Origin of the sequence: Streptomyces griseocarneus (assembly GCF_014655595.1) — a bacterium.
GTDB classification, from domain to species: domain Bacteria; phylum Actinomycetota; class Actinomycetes; order Streptomycetales; family Streptomycetaceae; genus Streptomyces; species Streptomyces griseocarneus.
The window spans coordinates 319,122-341,526 of the sequence record NZ_BNBL01000006.1; the positions used below are offsets into that span (position 1 = coordinate 319,122).

General features: G+C 70.1%; 18 protein-coding genes. 13 read left to right on the plus strand and 5 right to left on the minus strand.

Annotation, left to right across the window (positions count from 1 at the left end; genetic code table 11):
• Nucleotides 1–61 precede the first annotated feature (61 nt).
• From IE295_RS17980 to IE295_RS18015, 8 genes are all read left to right on the plus strand, one after another.
• Nucleotides 62–1,660 carry an AbeC-like domain-containing protein gene (locus IE295_RS17980; RefSeq protein WP_224323099.1) on the plus strand — a complete coding sequence of 533 codons (1,599 nt, stop codon included), beginning with the start codon at nt 62–64 and terminating at the stop codon, nt 1,658–1,660.
• Entirely contained in the window at nt 1,657–2,166 is a 510-nt protein-coding gene (locus IE295_RS17985) for a hypothetical protein (RefSeq protein WP_190064672.1), read from the plus strand. Before IE295_RS17980 ends, IE295_RS17985 begins: the two co-directional genes overlap by 4 nt.
• Before the next feature lie 13 nt (nt 2,167–2,179).
• A complete protein-coding gene (locus IE295_RS17990; protein WP_190064673.1) occupies nt 2,180–3,052 on the plus strand; it encodes a serine/threonine kinase C-terminal domain-containing protein in 873 nt (290 codons plus the stop codon).
• A 214-nt stretch (nt 3,053–3,266) separates the two neighbouring features.
• On the plus strand, nt 3,267–4,775 hold the full coding sequence (locus tag IE295_RS17995) for an aldehyde dehydrogenase family protein (protein WP_190064674.1): 1,509 nt from the start codon (nt 3,267–3,269) through the stop codon (nt 4,773–4,775).
• A 145-nt stretch (nt 4,776–4,920) separates the two neighbouring features.
• Nucleotides 4,921–6,453 (plus strand): GMC family oxidoreductase, encoded by a 1,533-nt coding sequence (locus IE295_RS18000; protein ID WP_190064675.1) that lies wholly within the window; start codon nt 4,921–4,923, stop codon nt 6,451–6,453.
• Between the two features lie 86 nt (nt 6,454–6,539).
• Nucleotides 6,540–7,613, plus strand: coding sequence for a quaternary amine ABC transporter ATP-binding protein (locus tag IE295_RS18005; RefSeq protein ID WP_190064819.1), 1,074 nt, complete (start codon nt 6,540–6,542; stop codon nt 7,611–7,613).
• Nucleotides 7,610–9,607 (plus strand): ABC transporter permease, encoded by a 1,998-nt coding sequence (locus IE295_RS18010; protein ID WP_190064676.1) that lies wholly within the window; start codon nt 7,610–7,612, stop codon nt 9,605–9,607. Before IE295_RS18005 ends, IE295_RS18010 begins: the two co-directional genes overlap by 4 nt.
• 7 nt (nt 9,608–9,614) lie before the next feature.
• The gene (locus tag IE295_RS18015) at nt 9,615–10,592 is read left to right on the plus strand and encodes an ABC transporter substrate-binding protein (protein ID WP_190064677.1); all 978 of its coding nucleotides are present in this window, start codon (nt 9,615–9,617) and stop codon (nt 10,590–10,592) included.
• Between the two features lie 10 nt (nt 10,593–10,602).
• On the opposite strand, the gene IE295_RS18020 is transcribed toward IE295_RS18015, so the two are convergent.
• Nucleotides 10,603–14,040 carry an NACHT domain-containing protein gene (locus tag IE295_RS18020; RefSeq protein ID WP_190064678.1) on the minus strand — a complete coding sequence of 1,146 codons (3,438 nt, stop codon included), beginning with the start codon at nt 14,038–14,040 and terminating at the stop codon, nt 10,603–10,605.
• Nucleotides 14,041–14,177: 137 nt separating this feature from the next.
• Nucleotides 14,178–14,690 carry a carboxymuconolactone decarboxylase family protein gene (locus IE295_RS18025; RefSeq protein ID WP_190064679.1) on the minus strand — a complete coding sequence of 171 codons (513 nt, stop codon included), beginning with the start codon at nt 14,688–14,690 and terminating at the stop codon, nt 14,178–14,180.
• A 47-nt stretch (nt 14,691–14,737) separates the two neighbouring features.
• On the opposite strand from IE295_RS18025, the gene pdxR reads away from it, so the two are divergent.
• Both pdxR and IE295_RS18035 read left to right on the plus strand, forming a co-directional pair.
• Nucleotides 14,738–16,159: a MocR-like pyridoxine biosynthesis transcription factor PdxR gene (gene pdxR / locus IE295_RS18030; RefSeq protein ID WP_190064680.1), complete on the plus strand. Its 1,422-nt coding sequence runs from the start codon at nt 14,738–14,740 to the stop codon at nt 16,157–16,159.
• Between the two features lie 56 nt (nt 16,160–16,215).
• Nucleotides 16,216–18,597 carry a hypothetical protein gene (locus tag IE295_RS18035; protein WP_190064681.1) on the plus strand — a complete coding sequence of 794 codons (2,382 nt, stop codon included), beginning with the start codon at nt 16,216–16,218 and terminating at the stop codon, nt 18,595–18,597.
• On the opposite strand, the gene IE295_RS18040 is transcribed toward IE295_RS18035, so the two are convergent.
• Nucleotides 18,572–19,447, minus strand: a complete 876-nt coding sequence (locus tag IE295_RS18040) for a hypothetical protein (protein ID WP_190064682.1) — start codon at nt 19,445–19,447, stop codon at nt 18,572–18,574. The two genes, IE295_RS18035 and IE295_RS18040, sit on opposite strands and share 26 nt — an antisense overlap.
• A gap of 147 nt (nt 19,448–19,594) precedes the next feature.
• The gene (locus IE295_RS18045; protein WP_190064683.1) at nt 19,595–19,948 is read right to left on the minus strand and encodes a hypothetical protein; all 354 of its coding nucleotides are present in this window, start codon (nt 19,946–19,948) and stop codon (nt 19,595–19,597) included.
• 120 nt (nt 19,949–20,068) lie between these two features.
• Between IE295_RS18045 and IE295_RS18050 the strand changes: the two genes are divergently transcribed.
• Genes IE295_RS18050 through IE295_RS34670 form a run of 3 tightly spaced genes read left to right on the plus strand, consistent with a single transcriptional unit; the run spans nt 20,069 to nt 21,531 of the window.
• Complete coding sequence (locus IE295_RS18050) at nt 20,069–20,911, plus strand: helix-turn-helix domain-containing protein (protein ID WP_190064684.1); 843 nt, start codon at nt 20,069–20,071, stop codon at nt 20,909–20,911.
• A complete protein-coding gene (locus IE295_RS18055) occupies nt 20,896–21,093 on the plus strand; it encodes a DUF397 domain-containing protein (RefSeq protein ID WP_190064685.1) in 198 nt (65 codons plus the stop codon). The genes IE295_RS18050 and IE295_RS18055 overlap by 16 nt, the downstream gene beginning before the upstream one ends.
• A gap of 9 nt (nt 21,094–21,102) precedes the next feature.
• Nucleotides 21,103–21,531, plus strand: coding sequence for a DUF397 domain-containing protein (locus tag IE295_RS34670; RefSeq protein WP_190064686.1), 429 nt, complete (start codon nt 21,103–21,105; stop codon nt 21,529–21,531).
• Here IE295_RS34670 and IE295_RS18065 read toward each other — a convergent pair.
• Nucleotides 21,512–22,360 (minus strand): YwqG family protein, encoded by an 849-nt coding sequence (locus tag IE295_RS18065; RefSeq protein ID WP_190064687.1) that lies wholly within the window; start codon nt 22,358–22,360, stop codon nt 21,512–21,514. The two genes, IE295_RS34670 and IE295_RS18065, sit on opposite strands and share 20 nt — an antisense overlap.
• Between the last annotated feature and the right edge of the window lie 45 nt (nt 22,361–22,405).

Below are 22,405 nucleotides of genomic sequence, written 5' to 3' on the forward strand. Positions count from 1 at the left end.
CTTCCGAAATTACGTCAACTCACGTAATCCGCAAGTGAGTTCGACGGATCGGGGGATGCTCATGAGCAAATCCACCCACGAGTCCCCGACAGAGGCCACACGGTTACTCTGCGCGGGGACCTACCTCGACATCGAGTTCCGCCGCCGGGTCATCGAAGAGCTGGTGGAACATGAAGAACGACCGGTCGCGCCCTCACTGGGCGTGGACGTGGTGCCGGTGCTCACCCACGCACTGCGCGCCCGTGGTCAGGACACGCTGACCGCACTGCTCCTGCTCGCCCTCTGGGCGGGCTTCATCGCCGTCGACGTGGCGTCCACCCCGGAGGGTGTGGAGCTGCCGGTGCCGCTGTGGTCCACCGCGTACGCCGTGGTCTGCGTGGCGCACTGGTCCGCGCACACCGCCGGCGGGCGCGGCTCGGCGCCGTACGTCGTCGACAAGCGCACCCTCCGCAAGGCCCTGAAGAGCAACGCCGCGCTGCGCGCGCTGCTGCCGGTGGGGATTCCCGTGCTGACGCTGGCCTATTGGGCCTTCGCCTTCTGGGCGCTGTACCAGGGCGCCGACAACTGGGCCGGCATCATCTTCCCGCTGTTGCTGGTGCTGCCCGTGTGGCTGCACCGTCAGCGCGTGGCGGCCGTGATGCGCGACGAGCTGGGCCGGGAGACCTTCCCGGCGCGGCCGCGGCCGGTGCCCACGTCCACGTACCACCACCGCATCGCGCGCGCCATCGACCGCGAGCAGTACGCGGGCCTGACGATCTACGACCCCTACCGGCCGTTCATCGGCATGGGCATGCCCTACGAGCCCTGGTCGTTCGCCCTGGAGCTCAAGAAGCGCCGGGACGCCGAGCCCGGCGGTCCGGCGCCGTTCACCGGCCGTACGGTCGTGGAGCTGATCCGGCCGCGGCTGGAGGCGCTGCGCGAGGCCGCGGCGGCGACCAGCCGGGACCGGCTGAAGGACCTGGAGATCGAGGAGTTCGTCTATCTGCCCGTCGGCCCGCAGCGCGACGGCGTGGCCTACGACGAGCAGATCGTCCGGCGTCACCTCGCCGAGTCGGTGAACGAGGGCGGCGAGGCGCGCCGCTACTTCCTGCGGGTGCGGGTCGGCGCGTGGGACGAGCAGGTCGTGGTGTCCGTGCTGGTCAGGGTGCACACCCAGGGCGGGATGCTGGTCCTGGAGGTCGCCCCGCACGTGCTGCCGCCGGTGCGGCCGGAGTTCCGGGCGGTCGACGTGATCGGCTCGCGGGGCGAGGACGACCTCCTGCGCGACGGCGTGCGGGCGCTGCTGACGGCGCCGGCCGCCGGGTTCGCGGCCGCGGTGTCCACGGTGCGTTCGGCCGTCTCCGGCTTCCGCACCTGGCTCGCCGACTGGCCGGCGGTGCCGGACGGCCCGGCCGGCTCGGTGCGGGAGATGGGCGCGGTGCCGCAGGTGTCGCTGTTCCAGGAGATGGACATCAGCCGCTATGTGAAGACGGTCCAGGACCGGATCGCCAGCGGTGTGCGGGACGCGCTGCGCTCGCAGGGCTACGAGACGGACCAGTTCGAGCAGCAGATCGTGCAGATCAGTGAGGGTGGCGTCTTCATCGGCTCGATGAGCGGCGGCGCGGTCGCCGCCGGCGCGGGCGCGGAGGCGAAGAACGTAACGGGGAGCGGGGGACGATGACGAACGGACAGCGTGATCACGGCGGCGGCGGTGGCATCTCCATCGGCCGCATGACCGGGGGCGCCGCGGCCAGTGGCCCGGGCGCCACGGCGGAGGACCGCTCCGAGCGGACCGACCGGCCCGCCGCGGCGGGCGGCGTGCCCGCCCCCGTGCCGGTGCCGGCCGACGGCGGCATCGCCGTCGGCGAGATGACCGGTGGCGCGGCCGCGGCGGGCCGGGACGCCCGGGCGGTGGACGCCTCGCGCCGGCTGCTGCCGGTGCCGCCCGAGCTGCTCGCGGCGGTACGGGAGCTGCGGGGGGACCTGCCCCGGTTCGCACGGACCGAGCCGCTGGCCGAGCTCGAGGAGGAGCTCAAGGGCCTCGAGGAGGACGCCCGGCAGGACGGCCGGACCCGCGACCGCCGGCTGACGCGCCTGCGCGAGCTGCTGACCGGCGGCGCGACGGCCGTCGGGGCGCTGGCGTCCGGCGCGGCCGTCGTCCAGGCGATCAGCCAGTTACTGGCGTAGGGCGGCGAGGCACATGAGCTACTGGGACGCCGACCTGCAGAAATGGGTGGACGAACCACCCCCTGGAGCATCCTCCGACCCCGACGAGCCCGAGGTGATCCTCGCGCCCGTCCCCGACCCGCCGCACTCCGGCCCCTCGCACGCGTCGATCCTCGCCGGGGCGCTCGCCGGCGTGGTGCTGGCCGGCGCCATCGGTACCGGCGTCTGGGCCCTCGTCCGCGACGGCGATCACGACGGCGGCGGCAGCACCCTCGACTACGGAACGCCGAGCGCGTCCGCCTCCGCCAGCCCCGGACCGAGCTACGGGTCGACGTACGGGTCGACCTACGGTTCCACGTACGGCTCGACCTACGGATCCACGTACGGGTCCACCTACGGCACCACATCCGGGACCTCCGGCGGCTCCGCCTCCTCCTCGAATCCCACGCCCAGCCCCTTCAGCGGCGGGACGAGCCTGCCGGGCCGCTTCGTGCGGACCGTGGACCCTGCCGGGTTCCGGCTGGACGTGCCGACGGGGTGGACGCGCAGCACGGAGCGGTCCAGCGTGTTCTACAAGTCGGTGGACGGCCGCCGGCTGATCCAGGTCTTCACCCTGGAGGATTCGCCGTACGACTCACTGCTGGCGACCGAGAAGTACGTCTCCCAGTACAGCGGCTACCAGAAGATCCGCCTGACCAGGCTGAGCGGGGACGCCGGAGAGTACGAATACAGCTACACGCTCACGGACTACACCACCCGCCACGTGGTGATCCACGCCTACACCGCGCCCGACCGGCGCAGGTACGCGCTGCTGGCCGCGGGGCCCTCGTACGACCGGCTCAGCACGCTGCAGACGTTCCGGACGGTGCTGGGCTCGTTCTGCCCCGTCGGGTACTGCACGGGCTGAGCGGACGCCATGAGCTGAGCGGAGGTCGTAATCGGGACACCTAAACGCGCAGTGAAGGAAACGACGCAGAGTGACTCGCGTCACTCTTTGTGAAAAAGGAGGCATAGGTTTCTCCGCTCTGGTTAGGGGCGTCCCGTTGTCGGTCCCGGGCCCGCCCGTGGCGGCCCGGCCCGGCGACGCGACCGTTCGTCACCGGAAGGCAAGGACAGAAGTCATGTCGTCAGTCGAGACCATCCACGTCGACGGGGTGTGGCGCGCCGCCGCGTCCGGGGCGCAGCGGGAGGTCCTCGACCCCGCGGACGCCACGGTCCTCGCGACCGTGTCCGAGGGCGGCGTGGCCGACACCGACGCCGCCGTGGCCGCCGCCCGTCGCGCGTTCGACGGGGGCGCGGGCCCCTGGCCGCGTACCGCCGTCGCCGAGCGGGCCGCACTGCTGCGCCGCGTGGCCGACCTGCTCGAGCGGGACCGCGAGGAGATCGCGCTGACCGAGAGCCGGGACACCGGCAAGACCCTCGAGGAGGGCCGGGTCGACGTCGACTGCGTGCGCGACGCGTTCCGCTACTTCGCCGACCTGGTGGTGGGCGAGGGCCCCGGCCGCGTCGTCGACGCGGGCTCGGACACCGTCCACAGCGTCGTCGTGCACGAGCCGGTGGGCGTCTGTGCGCTGATCACGCCCTGGAACTACCCGCTGCTGCAGGCCAGCTGGAAGATCGCTCCCGCGCTGGCGGCCGGCAACACGTTCGTGATCAAGCCCAGCGAGGTCACTCCGCTGTCCACCGTGCAGCTGGTGCGGCTGCTGGCCGAGGCCGGGCTGCCGGACGGCGTCGCCAACCTCGTCACGGGCGCGGGCGACCCGGTCGGCGCCCGGCTCGCCGAGCACCCGGACGTCGACCTCGTCTCCTTCACCGGCGGACTCGCCAGCGGCACCAAGGTCATGACCGCGGCCGCGCCGACCGTCAAGAAGGTCGCCCTGGAACTCGGCGGCAAGAACCCCAACGTCATCTTCGCCGACGCCTGCGAGAGCGACGAGGACTTCGACACCGCCGTCGACCAGGCCCTCAACGCCGCCTTCATCCACAGCGGCCAGGTCTGCTCGGCCGGCTCCCGCCTCATCATCGAGGAGTCGGTGCGCGACCGCTTCGTCTCCGAACTCGCCCGCCGCGCCGAGCGGATCAAGCTCGGGCGCGGCACGGAGAAGGGCGTCGAATGCGGCCCGCTGGTCTCCGCGCAGCAGCTCGCCAAGATCGAGGCGTACGTGACCCACGCGCTCGCCGAGGGCGCGGCGCTGCGCTGCGGCGGCAAGCGTCCCGAGCCCAGCGACGTCCGCCCGGAGACCGGCTACTTCTACGCGCCGACCGTCCTGGACCTGTGCCACGGCGAGATGAAGGTCGTGCGCGAGGAGACCTTCGGCCCCATCCTCACCGTGGAGACCTTCCACACCGAGGACGAGGCCGTGGCGCTGGCCAACGACACCGAGTACGGGCTCGCGGGCGCGGTCTGGACGAAGGACGCGGGCCGGGCGCGCCGCGTCGCCGGCCGGCTGCGCCACGGCACGGTGTGGATCAACGACTTCCACCCCTATCTGCCCCAGGCGGAGTGGGGCGGCTTCGGCAAGTCCGGCATCGGGCGCGAGCTCGGCCCGTCCGGACTGGCCGAGTACCGCGAGGCCAAGCACATCTACCAGAACCTCGAGCCGAGGCCGGTGCGCTGGTTCGCGGGCTGACGCCCGCAGCGCCCCGCTCGTACGTACAGAAACGGTGCGTACGCGCAGCAGCCCGCACGCGCGACAGCGCGGCGGCGCGGAACCGCAGGAATGCGGAACCGCGGCAGCGCGAACGTTCCTGCCGCAGAAGGAGTTCACCCCCACCATGCCTGTCTACGACTACGTCGTCATCGGCGGCGGCACCGCCGGCTCCGTCATCGCCTCCCGCCTCACCGAGGACCCCGACGTCAGCGTCGCCGTCATCGAGGGCGGCCCCTCCGACGTCGACCGTGAGGACGTCCTGACGCTGCGCCGCTGGCTCGGCCTGCTCGGCGGCGACCTCGACTACGACTACCCGACCACCGAGCAGCCGCGCGGCAACTCCCACATCCGGCACAGCCGCGCCCGCGTCCTGGGCGGCTGCTCCTCGCACAACACGCTCATCTCGTTCAAGCCGCTGCCCGGCGACTGGGACGAGTGGGAGCAGGCCGGTGCCGAGGGCTGGGGCGCCGAGTCGATGGACCCGTACTTCTCCCGGCTGCGCAACAACATCGTTCCGGTGGACGAGAAGGACCGCAACGCCATCGCGCGCGACTTCGTCGAGGCGGCGCGCGAGGCGGCCGGCGTGCCGCGCGTGGAGGGCTTCAACGCGAAGCCCTTCCACGAGGGCGTGGGCTTCTTCGACCTCGCCTACCACCCCGAGAACAACAAGCGCTCCTCCGCCTCGGTCGCCTACCTCCACCCCTTCCTCGACCGTCCCAACCTCCACCTGATGCTGGAGACCTGGGCGCACCGGCTGGAGCTGGAGGGCACCCGCGCGAAGGGCGTGCACGTCCGCACGAAGGAGGGCGAGGAGGTCTACGTCGAGGCCGCCCGCGAGGTCCTCGTGTGCGCGGGCGCCGTGGACACCCCGCGGCTGCTGATGCACTCCGGCATCGGCCCCAAGGCCGACCTGGAGGCGCTGGGCATACCCGTCGTCCACGATCTGCCGGGCGTCGGCGAGAACCTCCTCGACCACCCCGAGTCGGTCATCGTGTGGGAGACGGACGGGCCGATCCCGGAGAACTCGGCGATGGACTCGGACGCCGGCCTGTTCGTACGCCGCGACCCGGCCTCGAACGGCCCCGACCTGATGTTCCACTTCTACCAGATCCCCTTCACCGACAACCCCGAGCGGCTCGGCTACGAAAAGCCCGAGCACGGCGTGTCGATGACCCCCAACATCCCCAAGCCGCGCAGCCGCGGCCGGCTCTACCTCACCAGCGCCGACCCGGCCGTCAAGCCCGCCCTCGACTTCCGCTACTTCACGGACGAGGAGGACTACGACGCCCGCACGCTCGTGGACGGCATCCGCCTCGCCCGCGAGATCGCCAGGACCGAGCCGCTGGCCGGCTGGCTCAAGCGCGAGGTCTGCCCGGGCCCGGAGATCACCTCGGACGAGGAGCTCAGCGAGTACGCGCGCAAGGTCGCGCACACCGTCTACCACCCGGCCGGAACCTGCCGCATGGGCGCTTCGAGCGATGAACTCGCCGTCGTGGACCCGCAGTTGCGCATTCGGGGCCTTGACGGTATCCGTATCGCCGACGCGTCGGTCTTCCCGACGATGACGGCCGTGAACCCGATGATCGGCGTGCTGATGGTGGGGGAGAAGTGCGCCGAACTGCTGGCCGAGGCCGCGACCCTAGGGGGTGAGGCGTAAAGATGCCTACAGTCGATATGAACGCCGAGACTGTGAACGACCTGAACGACCTGAAGAAGCCGAACGCCGTGGGCGAAGCACACGGCATGAACGAAGCACCTCCCGTCTTCTCCGTCCGCAACCTGTGGAAGGTCTTCGGCCCCAAGGCCGAGCGGGTGCCCGGCAGCGACCTGGCGGACCTCTCGCCGGACGAGCTGCGCGAGAAGACCGGCTGCACGGTCGCCGTCCGCGACGTCTCCTTCGACGTCCGCCCCGGTGAGTGCTTCGTGGTCATGGGCCTGTCCGGCTCCGGCAAGTCCACCCTCGTCCGCTGCCTGACCCGGCTCATCGAGCCGACGGCCGGCACGATCGCCATCGACGGCGAGGACGTGCGCGGCATGGACAAGGGCGCCCTGCGCGACCTGCGCCGGCACCGGGCCGCCATGGTCTTCCAGCACTTCGGCCTGCTCCCGCACCGCACGGTCCTCGACAACGTCGCCTACGGGCTGGAGATCCAGGGCGTCGGCAAGGCCGAACGCCGTGCCAAGGCCGCCGAGATGGTGGAGAAGGTCGGCCTCGCGGGCATGGAGGCCCGCCGCCCCGGCCAGCTCTCCGGCGGCCAGCAGCAGCGCGTGGGCCTGGCCAGAGCACTGGCGGCCGACCCCGAAGTACTGCTGTTCGACGAGCCGTTCAGCGCCCTCGACCCGCTGATCCGCCGCGACATGCAGGAAGAGGTCGTACGCCTCAACCGCGACGAGGGCCGCACGATGGTCTTCATCACCCACGACCTCAGCGAGGCGCTGCGCGTCGGCGACCGCATCGCGCTGATGCGCGGCGGCCGCGTCGTGCAGTGCGGCACCCCTGAGGAGATCGTCGGCTCCCCGGCCGACGACTACGTGCGCGACTTCGTCCGGGACGTGCCGCGCGAGCAGGTCCTCACGGTCCGCCGCGCCATGCGCCCCGTCCGCAGCGCCGGCGAGGCCGAGACCGGCGCCGCGCTGAACCCCGCCACCACCGTCGCCGACGCCATCGAGGCCGTCGCCCGCACGGGCGCCCCGGCCCGCGTGGTGGACGCCGGGCGGTGCCTGGGCATCGTGGACTTCAAGTCCCTGCTGAGCATCGTCGCGGGACTGGACCGGATGCCGGGCCGGGTGCACTCCCTGAAGAAGGCGGTTGCATGAGTACCGCCACCACCGCCGTTCCGCCGAGGGCCGTCGCTCCGCCGGGCCGGCTGCGCACCGCCCTGCGCCGGCCGGCCGCCCGCAAGCTGCTGCTGCTCGGCATCGTCACCGCCGTCCTGGCGCCGCTCGCCGCGGCCCGCTGGGGCAGCGGCGCCTGGCCCGACGCGCTGACCGTCGACCTGGCCGGCCCCCTGGGCCGGGCCAACGACTGGATCATCGACAACCGCGACGGCCACTGGCTCTTCCTCTACTTCTTCGGCCACATCAGCAACGCCATCATCACGTCGGTGCGCGGCGTGTACCTCGTGCTGCTCGCCCTCGGCTGGGCCGGCGTGACGGCGGGCGCCTCGCTGCTGGCCTGGCGCCTGGCGGGCGTACGGGCGGCCGTGACCGCCCTCGCCTCGTTCGCCGTGTGCGGGCTGCTGGGCATGTGGGTGCCGACGATGCGCACCCTCGCCCTGATGATCGTCGCCGTCGCGGCGTCGGTCGCCGTCGGCGCGCTGCTGGGCCTCGCGGGCGGCCTGTCCGACCGCATGTTCCGGGCGATGCGCCCGGTCCTGGACACCATGCAGGCCCTGCCCGCCTTCGCCTACCTGCTGCCCGTCGTCCTGGTCTTCGGCATCGGCGTGGCGCCGGCCGTGCTCGCCACGGTCGTCTACGCGGCCCCGCCGATGGCACGGCTCACGGCCATGGGCCTGCGCGGTACGGACCAGGGCGTGCTCGAGGCCGTGGACTCCCTCGGCGCCACCGGCCGCCAGCGCCTCCTGACGGCCCGGCTGCCCCTGGCCCGCCGGGAGCTCCTGCTGGGCGTCAACCAGAGCATCATGATGGCCCTCTCCATGGCCGTCATCGCCTCGGTCATCGGCGCCGACGGCCTAGGCGACCGCGTCTACCAGGCCCTCTCGACCGTAGACGTCGGCAGCGCCCTGGCAGCAGGCATCCCGATCGTGCTGCTGGCGATCGTGTTGGACCGCACGACTGCGGGCCACCGCTCTGTGGGCAGTCGTTCCGCTGGGCTGGGGGCACCCCCAGCGGTAGCTGGGGGAGGGTGGGCACCCCGCCGCACCCGAACGCTCACCACGTGGGCGGTAGCCATCGCCGCCGTGGTGGCCCTCGGCCGCGCCGCCGGCGCCAAGTCCTGGCCCGACCACTGGACCGTCGCGATAGCGACCCCGGTCAACACCGCCAAGGACTGGATGGTCGACCACCTCTACAGCGGCATCCCCGGCATCGGCGGCACCGCCGACTGGGCCGCCCACTACACCGGCTGGGTCCTCGACCCGCTGCGCGACGGCCTGCAGGGCCTCCCCTGGTGGGGCGCCCTGGCGCTCGTAGCCGCCCTGGCCTGGATGATCGGCACCTGGCGCACCGCGCTGACCGCGACCCTCTCGCTCGCCGCGATCGGCGTGCTGGGCCGCTGGAACGTCGCGATGGACACCCTTTCCCAGGTGCTGGCGGCGGTCGCCGTCACGCTCGTCGCGGGCTTCGCCATCGCCGTCGTCGCGGCCCGCAGCCCGCGCGTCGACCGGCTGCTGCGCCCGGTCCTGGACGTCTTCCAGACCATGCCGCAGTTCGTCTACCTGATCCCGGTCGTCGCACTGTTCGGCATCGGCCGGGCCCCGGCCGCCGCGGCCGCGATCGTCTACGCGCTGCCGGCCGTCGTCCGCATCGTCAGCCAGGGTCTGCGGCAGGCCGACCCGGCGGCGCTGGAGTCGGCCCGCTCGCTGGGTGCGACGGGCGGCCAGCAGCTGCGTCAGGTGCAGTTCCCGCTCGCCCGGGCGGAGCTGCTGCTGGCGGTCAACCAGGCCGTGGTGCTGGTGCTGTCGGTCGTCATCATCGGCGGCCTGGTCGGCGGCGGAGCGCTCGGCTACGAGGTCGTGTTCGGCCTGGCGCAGGGCGACCTGGCGACCGGTTTGATGGCCGGTACGGCGATCGCCTGCCTGGGCCTGATGCTCGACCGGGTCACCCAGCCGACCAAGCCGAAGGAGGGCTGAGACGGACATGAGAAAAGCACTGATCACCGCCGCGGCCATCGGTCTGACGACCGTCACGGCCGTCACGGCCACGGGCTGCGGCGCGGCGGACATGACCAAGCAGTCCTCGCCCTACGCGAACGCGGCGGGCACGAAGACGGTCACCCTCTCCGTCCAGTCCTGGGTCGGCGCCCGCGCCAACGCGGCGGTCGCCACGTACCTGCTGGAGCACGAGCTGGGCTACCGCGTGGACACCGTCCAGGTCGACGAGGTCCCCGCCTGGGACGCCCTCAGCCAGGGCCGCGTCGACGCCATCATGGAGGACTGGGGCCACCCGGACCAGGAGAAGCGTTACGTCACGCAGAAGAAGACCGTGACGGACGGCGGCGAGCTGGGCGTCACCGGCCACATCGGCTGGTGGGTGCCCAAGTACTTCGCCGACGCCCACCCGGACGTCCTGGACTGGAAGAACCTCAACAAGTACGCCGCGCAGATGCGCGGCCCGGAGAGCGGCGGCAAGGGCCAGCTCCTGGACGGCTCCCCGTCCTACGTCACCAACGACAAGGCGCTGGTGAAGAACCTGAAGCTCGACTACCAGGTCGTCTTCGCCGGCTCCGAGGCCGCACAGATCACCCAGATCCAGCAGTACGCCAAGGACAAGAAGCCCTTCCTGACCTACTGGTACGAGCCGCAGTGGCTCTTCAACGAGGTGCCGATGGTCGAGGTGAAGCTCCCTGCGTACACCGACGCCTGCGCCGAGAAGGGCACCGCCGACCCGGCCACGATCGACTGCGCCTACCCGACGACGCCCCTGAAGAAGTTCCTGAACACCGAGTTCACGAAGAAGGGCGGCAAGGCCGCCCGCTTCCTGAAGAACTTCACCTGGACCAAGGCGGACCAGAACGAGGTGGCGCAGATGATCGCCGAGGACAAGCTGCCGGCCGACAAGGCGGCCGAGCGGTGGGTGCACAAGCACCCGGAGGTGTGGAAGAAGTGGCTGAAGTAGGGGCCCTTCGCTAGGGGTGGGGCACCCGCCAGATGCGGATGACGTTGTCATCACAGGCTGTGGCGAGGAAACCGGCCTTGTCGGCGAACGCCGCCGCGACGATCGGTGCGGTGTGGCCGAGGAAAGGATCGGCAGCGTCTCGGCCGCCACCGCGGGTGTCCCACAGATGGATCGCGCCGTCTTGGTCCGCGGTGGCGAGCAGGCTCCCGTTGCGGTTCAGGGCGCAGATGTCGTACGGGGCAGGGGGAGACGGAAGCGCGCGGCCAGTGGCTGTTTCCCACAGCTCGACCTTGTACCGGTCGTCGTACTTGTCACGGGAGGTGGCCAGCACGCTTCCGTCCCCGCTCACCAGCCAGTTGTTGTACGCGGGAAGAACCGCGATCGGGCCTGCCTGCCAGTGCCACAGGTGGCATCGCTTGTCTCCCTGTTTGTCGGTGGCGACGGCAACGACAGTGCCGACTGTACTGACCTTCAGTTCGGTGATGGTCCCGGGGATTTTGGGACCGCCGACGACGGTCTCTGTTCTCCTGTCCCAGAGAATGACCTTGCCGTCGTCGGTAGCCGCTGCCAGATAAAGACCGTCGTGACTGAGTGAGATCGTGGTCGGACGAGGGCTGTCCGGTAGCGTATTGGCGACTGAGAGGCTGGCGGACCACCGGCGTGCGGCTGTGTCCCACAAGTCGATCGACCCGCTTGTTCGAGTGACTGCGACGAAGCGCCCGTCATTGCTGGCTGCCCCGCTGTTCCCGGCGAATCCCGGCGGGTTGAATGGGCGGCTGGTGGCGGCCTCCCAGAGGTCGATATAGCTCGAACCATCGCTGGTGTTGTAGTTGACCGCGACAATCCGATCGTCCGCGCTGAATGTTATCTCGCGGATGTCGAACATCTGATGCATGTGGATGTCGGCGGTACGCCGTGGATCTCCCCAGGTCAAGAGACTTGTGCTTCCCACCTGGTTGCACACGGAGAGGGTCCGCCCGTCGTGGCTGAAAGCCATGGCGGCGACGCCGAATTGATTCTCGGGAAAGGGAAACCGGTCGCTGGTGAGGATCGCCAGCGACCGGTCCCGTGGCAAAGCCGCCGCCGCACCACCCAGCACACCGACCGCCAGCGTGGCCGACGCCCCCGCCAGAACCCGGCGACGCGTGGTGGTCTCGGGCACGACCCGCGGGCCCGGAAGGCCCGCCGGGGTGCGGGAGGCGTTGTCGACCAGCTGTTCCTGCAGCCGGATGTGCCGGAACTGGTACGTGCCCCCGGACTGGCGCAGGAGCCCCCGGTCGCGGGCATCGGAGAGGAAGGTCAGCAACCGCCACGGCAGCTCGCCCTTCAGTGCCAGCAGCGCACGAGTGATCAGAAAGCGGGGCCACGCCCTGCTGAGCAGGATGAGCAGAGCGACGATCACGCCGGGCAGGATGACGGCCTCCCCGACCCGGGCGACCACGGAATCGACGAGCTGCTCATTGACCATTCGATATCCGGCGCTCCAGAGCTCAGGCAGGGCGGGCCGCCCCGACCACTCGGCCAGGTGGGTGACGCTCTGGACGCCGAAGCGTCCCAGGGTCATGCCCAGGACCACGGCGAGGAGAGACAGCGCACCGACCACCCCTCCGGCGGCGAGAGCTCCCGCCAGCGAGGACCGGCGATCCTTCTGCAGGAACGTCAGTGGGTCTGCCTGGGTGGGCCGACTCGGCGGGGCTTGCAGCCAGTTGTGCACGGCCATCGCAAGGCCGATCACCGTTGCCAGCGTGACCGAACAGGCCACGAGCATCGCGAAGATGTTGATGTCGCCCATGGACCAGTGTCTGCCCAGCGACGTGAAGATGAACGAGCCGGCGAGGAACGGCACAGCCGGGACCGCGACGAGCGCCAGGCCCGTGGCGAACCCACGGCGCAGTCGACCCAGTGAGCCCCGTACCGACAGCGAGAGCCGCCCGGGCCGGCGTCCCGCGGTCGCGTACCAGATCACCATGGCCACGACCGCGAACGCGCTGCCGGTCATGGAGCCGAAGACGAGGGAGCCCCCCTGGCTGTTCCCGCCTGCCACGGAAGCCCAGGCCAGCACTGCGACCATCAGCACCGCCCCGACGCCGATACCGATCCCGGGCGCCACCCACGGCGACAGCAGGCGCTGGCTCATCAGCCACCAGGCGAGGTCACGTTCGCGGTGCCGGTGCAGGTAGTGGGCCAGGTACGTGAGCCACCGCCGGGCCTTGGCCGCGTCCCATTCGGGTTCGCTCTCCTCCACGACACGCCCCGACGGCAACCGCTCCGGCTCGTACGCGGCGTCGATCAACCGCCCCAGCAGGTAGTCCTCGACGGCATGCCGGCAGTCGAAGCGATCGGAGTCGAGAAGCTCACCGGGATCACCGCCGCCCTTCTCGTAGACCAGCCGCGTCAGCGACACCATGAGCGGCGTGGACAACGCGGACGACAAAGGGTCGTCTGCGCGGCCGGAAGCCCGCAGGTGGGCGAAGACGGCGGTCCAATCCGTCCCGTCCGGCCATTCGACGTCTCTCAGGTATGCGACGACGTCGTCGACGGCGACCGGTTCCACCTCCACCACCGGCGCCCGCCGAAGCACCGGGGCGCCACCCTGGATCACGTCCTCGTACTCGGCCGAGCGGCACGTGACGACGATCGGGCGGTCTCCACCGAGTGTGCGGTTGATCGCGCGGATCGCGCTGCGGCGCTCGGATTCGGGGATCTCGTCCAGGCCGTCCAGGATCGGCAGGAGCAGACCGCGTTCCAGCAGCCTGCGTGGAATGTCCCGGCGCCCGCTGTAGTAGGAGGAGGCGAGGGTGTGGACGATCCAGTCGTCGAGCGGTTCGCAGATGGGATCCCAGGTCGACACGGCCAGCAGGACGGGTACGGGGCTGCCTGGCGTGCGGGCTTTGAGCAGGCCCAGGGTGAGCAGAATGGCCAGCACTGTCTTTCCGGCGCCGGGCTCCCCGAGGACGACCAGGCGCCCGCTGTCCACTCGGCCGTAGCTGTCCGCGAGTTGCGCGACCGCGTCGGTGAAGCGGCCGTCCAGGCGGCCGTCGAGGCGCAGCCGGACGATCTGGCCCGCTTCCGGTGACCGGGAGACCTGAGCTGCCGGGGAGTCCGCGACCGCACGCGCGCTGGCAGCCCAGCTCAGAGGAAGAACGCCGGGGTCGCGCAGGCTGCGCGCCCCGGCTTCCTCGGACCATTGGCCCTCGACGGTTGTCGCCAGGTGGTCCGCCAGGGTGCCCGGATCGGACGGCTCCTCCCGGGGGCGGAAGTAGTCGGCGACCGACATGGCCAGCGCCGCGATGCCCGTGAACAGCCCGGACACACCGATGAATCGCTCGCCGCTGTGGTGCCTGAGGAAGATCCAGGCGCTCGCTGCCAGGAACACCAGGGCGAGACCGGCCAGTAGGGCGTTGCGGACGACGCGCCGACGTGTTGGCTGAATCAGTGCTCGGGACACGGCCTCATCGTGCGACTGTCGATGTCCCGACGCTTTCGTAATGGCACGACCTTCACCCCAATCGATGACAGCCGCGGAGGCGGGCACCGGAGGCTCCCCTGTGGCTTCCGGTTCCCACCCCAGCGTGACCGTGTGCGTCAGCCCTTCAGCGAGCCCGGCTCGTAGTGGCCCGGGACGCTGCGGCTCGTCACGGCGATGCGGTTCCAGGCGTTGATCACGATGATCGCGGAGATGAGCTGCGCGAGCTCCGCCTCCTCGAAGTGGGCGGCGGCCCGCTCGTAGACCTCGTCCGGCACGAAGCCGTCCGTCAGGACGGTGACGGCCTCGGTCAGCTCGATCGCCGCGATCTCCTTCGCGGTGTAGAAGTGCTTGGACTCCTCCCAGGCGCTCAGCTGGATGATGCGCTCGAAGCTCTCGCCCGCCGCCAGGGCGTCCTTGGTGTGCATGTCCAGGCAGAAGGCGCAGTGGTTGATCTGCGAGGCGCGGATCTTCACCAGCTCCAGCAGCACCGGGTCCAGGCCCTGGCTCGCCGCCTGGTCCAGCTTGACCATCGCCTTGTAGAAGTCGGGGACCAGCTTCGGCAGCACCAGGCGGGGGGTGTGCTCGGGAACGTACTGGCCAGTGGTGTTCGTGTTCTCGTTCGTCGTCATGGGTACGACACTACGATTCCGGTAGCCCACGGATATGGTCCATTTCCATGGCGAAAAAGTGGGCCACTTCCGGCACCGACCTGCACCTCGACCTCACCGGTCCCGGCGGCGTGCGCGCCTGCCTGACCCGCGCCCTGCGCGAGTCCGTACGAACCGGCCGGCTCGCCCCCGGCACCCGGCTGCCCTCCTCGCGCACCCTCGCCGCCGACCTCGGCATCGCACGCAACACCGTCGCCGAGGCCTACGGCGACCTCGTCGCCGAGGGCTGGCTCACCGCCCGCCAGGGCTCGGGCACCCGCGTGGCGACCCGCACCACCCCGTCACGCGCGGACACCCCCGCACGCGGCGCACGGCCCGCCCGCACCCCCCGGCCCGCCCACGACCTCATGCCCGGCACCGCCGACGTCTCCGCCTTCCCGCGCGGCGCCTGGCTCTCGGCCGCCCGCCGCGCCCTGGCCGCCGCCCCCAACTCCGCCCTCGGCTACGCCGATCCGGCCGGCGCCCCCGAGCTACGGGCCGTACTCGCCGCCTATCTCGCGCGTGCCCGGGGCGTACGCGCCACCCCCGAACGCGTGGTGGTCTGCGCCGGCTTCATGCAGGGCCTGTCCGTCCTGAGCCGGGTGCTGCGGGCCCGGGGCGTACGAGAGATGGGCGTCGAGTCCTACGGGCTGTGGTTCCACCGCAACGTCATCGACCGCGCGGGCCTGCGCACCATCCCGCTACCCCTCGACGAACGCGGCACGCGCACCGACGAGCTGGCCGCCCACCGCCAGGCCCGCGCGGTGCTGCTCACCCCCGCCCACCAGTTCCCCCTGGGCATGGCCCTGCCCCCCGACCGCCGCGCGGCCGTCGCCGACTGGGCCTCACGCACCGGCGGGCTGATCCTCGAGGACGACTACGACGGCGAGTTCCGCTACGACCGGCAGCAGGTCGGCGCGCTCCAGGGCCTGGACCCCGAGCGCGTCGTCTACTTCGGCACCGCGAGCAAGAGCCTGGCCCCCGCCCTGCGGCTGGCCTGGATGGTGCTGCCCGAACACCTCGTCGACGAGGTCCTCGCCGTCAAGGCCCAGGGCGAGTACGGGATGGGCGTGTTCGACCAGCTCACCCTCGCCGAGTTCATCGACTCCGGCGCCTACGACCGCCACCTGCGCGCCATGCGGCTGCGCTACCGCCGCCGCCGCGACCAACTCGTCTCCGTCCTCGCCGAGCACGCCCCGCACGTCCGCGTCACCGGCATCGCCGCCGGCCTCCACGCGGTCCTGGAACTCCCACCGGGCACCGAACGCGACACCCTCAAGGCCGCCGCCTGGCAGGGCCTCGCCCTCTCCGGCCTCAGCCGCTTCCGCCACCCCGAGGCCCCAGGGCCTGCGGCTTTGGACGGCCTGATCGCGGGCTACGGCACCCCGCCGGACCACGCCTTCGCGGGCGTCCTCGACGCGCTGGTGAGGGCGCTGCAGGCGGCGGGGTGAGGGGGCGGGTCGGTCCCCCGCTCGCGGGGTGAGCGGGGCGGTCCTACGGTCGAGATATGCCCCCACTGACGGTGGAAGCGCAGCTCCGGGCTCGCGTCGCGGGCGGGAGGAAGCTCGACCTGGAGCCCCGTGAGCACGTGACGTGGGAAGCGATGCGTGCGTGGGGTGTGGAGCGCACGATTTCGGCTTCGGCGCTGCGGAAGATCATCCTCGACAGCTCGCAGCCGGGGAACCTCCGGGGCGTGCAGCTGCGCGGAGCTCGGATCCTTGGACGTCTCGATCTGGAGTTTGTACGGCTGCAGTCTGCGCTGGTGTTGGAGGACTGCTCCTTCGACGGTCCGGTCGCGCTCGATTACTCCTCCGCGTCGCGTATCTGCTTCTTGCATTGCGAGATGGTGGGGCTTTCCGCCGAGAGGCTCAAGGCGACCTCCCTGAGCTTGGCCGGTTCGCTGTTTCCGGCCGGGCGGGGAGTACGCCTGAGCGGGGCGCGGTTCACTGACGAGTTGACCTTGTCCACGGTGGAGCTCAGGGGCGTGGACGCAGAAGGCGTTGCGATGGTCGCCGACGGGGTCGATGTGGGCGGACATGTGTCCCTTGAAGGCATCAGAGCCTTTGGTGCAGTGCAATTGGACGGAGCCGAGATCAACGGTCGCCTCGACTGCTCTGGGGCCAGGCTGCTGGGATGCAGCAAGGATCGCAGTGCGCTGATGGCTGACGACGCCAAAGTCGGGGGGCAACTCGTTCTCAGAAAAGCCACGACATTCGTCGGGGCTGTCCGGCTGATGCAGGCGAGTATCGACGGCGGAGTCGACGGGTACTCGGCCCGGCTTTTGGGGTCGGACGAAGAAAGGAATGCTTTGGTGGCCGACGGGATCACCGTCGATGGCTTCGTTTCGTTGGCGGATGTGAAGGCTGGCGGGGCCCTGCTCATGCCGGGGGCAGAAATCAAGGGCCAGTTGAACCTCTCACACTGTGAAGCTTTGCGCGCCAACTCCGAAGGAAACACGGTGGAAACGGATGGTCTCACTGTCCGTGGCGGAATGTTTCTAAGAAGTTTCCGGGCGGAAGGTGCCGTGCGCCTGATCGGCTCCGACATCGCGCTCCAGCTGGACTCCTCATACATCGTGATCAAAGGCGTGGATGGCGATGAGGAGGCCTTGGTTGCAGATGGGATCAAGGTGGGCGGGCATGCGTTGTTCCAATACGCCTTGGTGTGCGGAGGTATACGGCTCGACGGGGCCGAGATCAAGGGAAGCGTAGACTTCGCCGAAGCTGTCGTCACGCGGGCCAACAGGGATGGGGAGGCCCTGAACGTTGACGGAGCCACAGTGCATCAGAACCTGCTTCTTGAGGCATTCGCTGCCCTGAAGGGGGCTGTGTATCTGCGTAGCGCAACTGTCGTCGGACGGCTGGACTGCTCCGGTGCCCGGCTCCTTGGCACCGATAGCGACCACGTTTCGCTGCATGCCGACGGGGTGCAGGTGGGTGAGCATCTTTACTTGGGCAACAAGAAGAAGGGGCAGCAGTTCAGGACGGATCTGCGGGCACGCGGAACAGTGCGGCTCATCGGTGCGCGCATCAACGGATCGCTGCGTATCGTGTCTAGCGAGATGGCAGCCAACGAACATACAGCCCTCGACGCTACCGGGGCTCATATCGTTGGTGAACTGCAGTGGTTGCCGGTCGCGCCGGTGAAGGGGAAGGTAATCCTCGAGAGAGCGACGGCCCATCGGCTGGAGGACGACTGGAACGGTCGTGAGCTCGCCTACTGGCCCTCAGATGGCTTGCTGCAAATGATCGGCTTCGCCTATGACGGATTCGGTGGCCCGAATCAGGCAGAATATGAACAGCGGCTGGACTGGGTTCGCTGCGGACATATCAAAGGCGTCAAGTCGTCGCCTGACGTGTTCGCCACTCAACCCTACGAACAGCTTGCTCGCGTCTATAAGCAGATGGGGCGGGATAAAACGGCTCGAAAGGTTTGTATCGCTCGGCGCAGGGACAGGCGGAAGCACGGCAAACTCCTCCGGCCGCGCCGGATGCGGAGCTGGATCCTGGACAAGACTATTGCCTACGGATTCAAGACCTGGAGGATGGGCTTTTTCCTTATCGCCCTCTGGGGTGCGGTTTTTTGCGCCGCATCGTGCGCCCAGCAGCACGATGACCTCATAGTGCCGGTCAAGACCATTCCAAAGGAGAAGGCAACGCCTACTGCGAACGTCCCTCAGAAGGATTACCCGTCCTTCGAGCCGGCCGCGTACGCCGTCGATGTCGCCGTACCCGTGCTCAACCTGCACCAGTCCGAATACTGGGGCCCGAACGGCGCCACCCCTTGCGGCAGGCGTTTCGCCTACTTCACCTACGCCTGCACAGTGGTCGGCTGGGGCACCGCCACCCTCGCCGTCGTGGGTCTCACAGGGCTGGCGCGAAGGGACTGAGGGCCTCGCGGATGGCGGCCACGCCGCGCCTGGTCGCGGCGGCGGCACCGGAGGCGTCGTCGTGCGGTACGGCGGTGGCGAGCTCGTAGCGGCAATCGCGGCACTGGGTCTCGCCGGCGGCAGGGCGGATCATGCGGCCGCAGCCGCCCGCGCAGGCGCGGAGCGGGGACGGCGGGGGCGTGGGCTCGGGGGCCGGGTCGGGCATCTTGCGGAGGAGGCGGTTGCGCAGGAGCCCCCTCGCGGAGCGGACCTGGTCGGGGAGGCCGGAGGTCAGCGCGTCACGGAGCTCGCGCAGGCTCGCACCGCGCTGGAGCCATTCGGCGGCGAGCGGGGCGAGGGTGCGCACGTCGCGGGACGACAGCCGCAGGCGGCGGTCGCCTCGGGTGACGAGGGCCAGGGCCTGCGCGCCCCGCTCGGCGAGCGGGTGGTGGGGAGGTGGGGGAGTGTTCTCCTCAGTGTTCTCTTGGGGACGGCCGACGGCCCGGGGTGCCGGTTCACCGACGGCCGGTTCCGGAGCAGTCGGTGGGCGACCGGCCGCCGCCGCGGCTTCCTCCGCCGTGAGGGGGATGTTCGAGATCAGTTGCCGGGTGGCCCAGCGGCCCGCGACGCCCTGGCGTTTCCATTCGTGGACGTACCCCTCGGCGATCAACTCGCCCTTGGCGCGCGTGAAGGCGGTCTTCTTGATCCCCGCGCGCTTGGCGGTCTCCGAGAGCGGTACGTCGACGCCGGGCGGGAGCGCGAGCTGCCACAGGAGGAGGCGGACGGCCTCGGCGGAGAGGCGGGGGTGGCGGATGATCTCGTTCGGAACCTGGGTGAACGAATGCGCCGGAGCGCTAACATGCTTGAGCATCTCAAGGAGGTCCTAGTCTCCTCGCGGGTGTAGACCCCCTTCGCCGGTTGCCGCCAGCGTGGGGGGTCGCTTGTGCGCAAACGTACTGCGCGAGCGGAAGTGAAGAGCCCCTTCCGCCACTCCAACACCCGTACGGTTACGAGTAGATCAGGTGTGCGCCCGCCGCTGGTGAAGCCCCATGCTCCACGCCAACGCCGCCGCGCCCTCGCGGTCGCCCCCACGCTGGGCCGTGGCCCATTCCTTCTTGATCGACCGGCACTCCCCGCAGTGCTGCCCGGACCTCCGCGTCCCCGGATACGCCGCGAGCGCGGCAGCGATCAGCCGCGCCTCGTCCTCCCGGAGCGGGCTGAGGAACGTCACGTACGGCTGTCCGTACGACGGCGGCTCGGGCACGACCTGGACCGAGTGTCCGTGCGCGCGCAGCGCATCGTGCAGCTCGACCGCCACGCGGGCAGCGGTCTGGCGGATCGCATCGGCATCGGCGGGCTGGGGATTGGGCATGGGTGGGTACCTCGGTCGTGGTGTGTGCACTCCGGTTTCGGTTCCCAGCATCGGGGCGTGGAGCTACGCTCACCAGGGGTAACGGTTTTCGGCCTTCCGACGCGAAAACAGGTGGCAACGATGCCTGCACCAAAGGAGCTCGACCCCTCGACATCGCTGGCCGCGCTGTACGGCGCCAAGTTGCGCAAGTTGCGTGTACGAGCCGGTTGGTCACAAAAGGAGTTGGGCGATCGGATCCCTATCGCCCACAGCCGGATCGCTCAGTACGAGCTGGGGAAGGAGACGCCGAAGAAGGACGTCTCGGATCAGCTGGACAAGCTCCTGGGGGCGGGTGGCGACCTGTCCGAGCTTTGGGTTCACCTCGATCGATCCCCGCCCACGGACGCGTTCCTCAAGTACAAGGAGTACGAGGCCAAGGCCACTGCGGTTCACAAGTACCTGGCGCACCACGTTCCTGGTCTGTTGCAGACCGAGGCTTACGCACGTGAGGTGATGCGCCAGTCACTGCCATGGTGGACCGCTGACGAAATCGAAGAAAGGGTGGCAGCCCGCCTCGCCCGGCGAAGCATCCTCGATCGGGTTTCCCCTCCGCTGTACTGGGTCGTGCTCGACGAGGCCGTCGTCCGGCGCCCGGTGGGTGGTCTGTCCGTCATGCGCGAGCAGTTGGCCTACCTGCTTGAGGCCTCCAGGCGCCCGAACGTTGAGTTGCAGGTTCTGCCGTTCGCGACTGGCGGGCACGGGGTCATGGGCGGATCGGTGACCAGGCTGTCCTTCGACAACGCACCGGATGTGGTGTACCTCGAGGGCGGCCCCTCCCTTACCGACATGGTGAGGGATCGTAAAGCGGTAGCACAGCATTCCCATCGATACGATCGCGTACACGCTGCCGCGCTCTCACCGACTGCATCCGGCAAGTGGATTGAAAAGGCACTGGAGGAGTTGGCCTCATGCGAGCCGACCTGAGCAACGCCACATGGCGGAAGGCGACGTACAGCGCTGGGCAGGAAGAATGCCTCGAAATCGCCGACAACATACCCGGCGGCCTCGTCCCCGTTCGCGACAGCAGGAACCCCTCAGGCCCGGCCCTGGTCTTCCCGGCCGGGGTCTGGTCCGTATTCATCGAACACCTGGCCCCGAGGGGCTGAGTTGGCCTCATGCGGGTCAACCTGAGCAATGCCACCTGGCGGAAGTCGACTTACAGCAATGGCGGGGGAGGCGACTGCCTCGAAATCGCCGACAACATACCCGGCGGCCTCGTCCCCGTCCGCGACAGTAAAAACCCCTCGGGCCCGGCCCTGGTCCTTCCGGCCGGGGTCTGGTCCGCGTTCATCGAACACCTGACCTCGACCGGAGGAGTTGGCCTCATGCGAGCCGACCTGAGCAACGCCACTTGGCGGAAGGCGACGTACAGCGCCGGGCAGGAGGACTGCCTCGAAATCGCCGACAACATACCCAACGGCCTCGTCCCCGTCCGTGACAGCAAGAACCCCTCGGGCCCCGCCCTGCTCTTCACGGCCGGGGCCTGGTCCACGTTCCTCGACCACCTGGCCCAGCGGCAGCGCCTCAGCAGCACTGCCAGGTGAACATCGCGCGGTCGAAGCGGCGTTCGGCGAGGTCCTCGGGGCGTATGAGCCAGTAGAGGCAGCCGGTGTCGCCCCACATCATGTCGGCGCGGTGGTCGGAGTCGAACTGGGCGAGCAGCGTCCAGCGGCGGGCCTCCTCGTCCATGGCGGGTTCGTGCCAGGCGACCTTGCCTTCGAGGACGGCGTGGGCGATCTCGTAGTCCACCGGGTTCTGGACGGCGGTGGCGTGGCCGCCCACGCGGTGGCAGGCGCTGCCCGCGAGGTCCCACAGCGCGTCCCGGAACTCCTGCGGGAACGCCGTGTCGTCGTAGGAGTCGGAGACGGTCGCCTCGATCGCGGCGGTGAGCGGCACCTCGCGGTAGGCCTCGACGTCCTCCAGCTCCTCGACCAGGCCCTCGAGCAAGTCCTCCGGCATTGCTCGTTCGGCGGTCGGGGTGCCGGCGGGGACGTAGATGATGCGCGCGCCTGCCATGGTCTCCGGTTCGTCCGGGGTGACGAGGGCGTCGCCGTCGTCGATCTGGCCGTCGAAGTAGAAGAAGTTCAGCGTGCCGTCTGCGGGCAGCTCGATGTCGAGGGCACTGGACGGCAGCGCGGCGCAGTCCAGGGAGGCGACGAAGGCGAGGGGGCCGTGGCCCTCCCATACCGGCCACTCCACGTCGTCCGGCAGCTGGGGCAGGCCCCCGAGGCGGCCGACGACCGGGTCGGAACCGGAGGCGGCCGTCAGGCGGGCTGCCGGGCGCAGCCCGTCGATCCAGCGCTCGGCGACGTCGGCGGGCAGGTGGGCACGGGCGAGGTCGTGCAGGGCGCTGTCGGTGAAAGACTCGGTCATGGCTCGATGATGCCGGGCACCACTGACAATTCCGCCTCCTGGAAA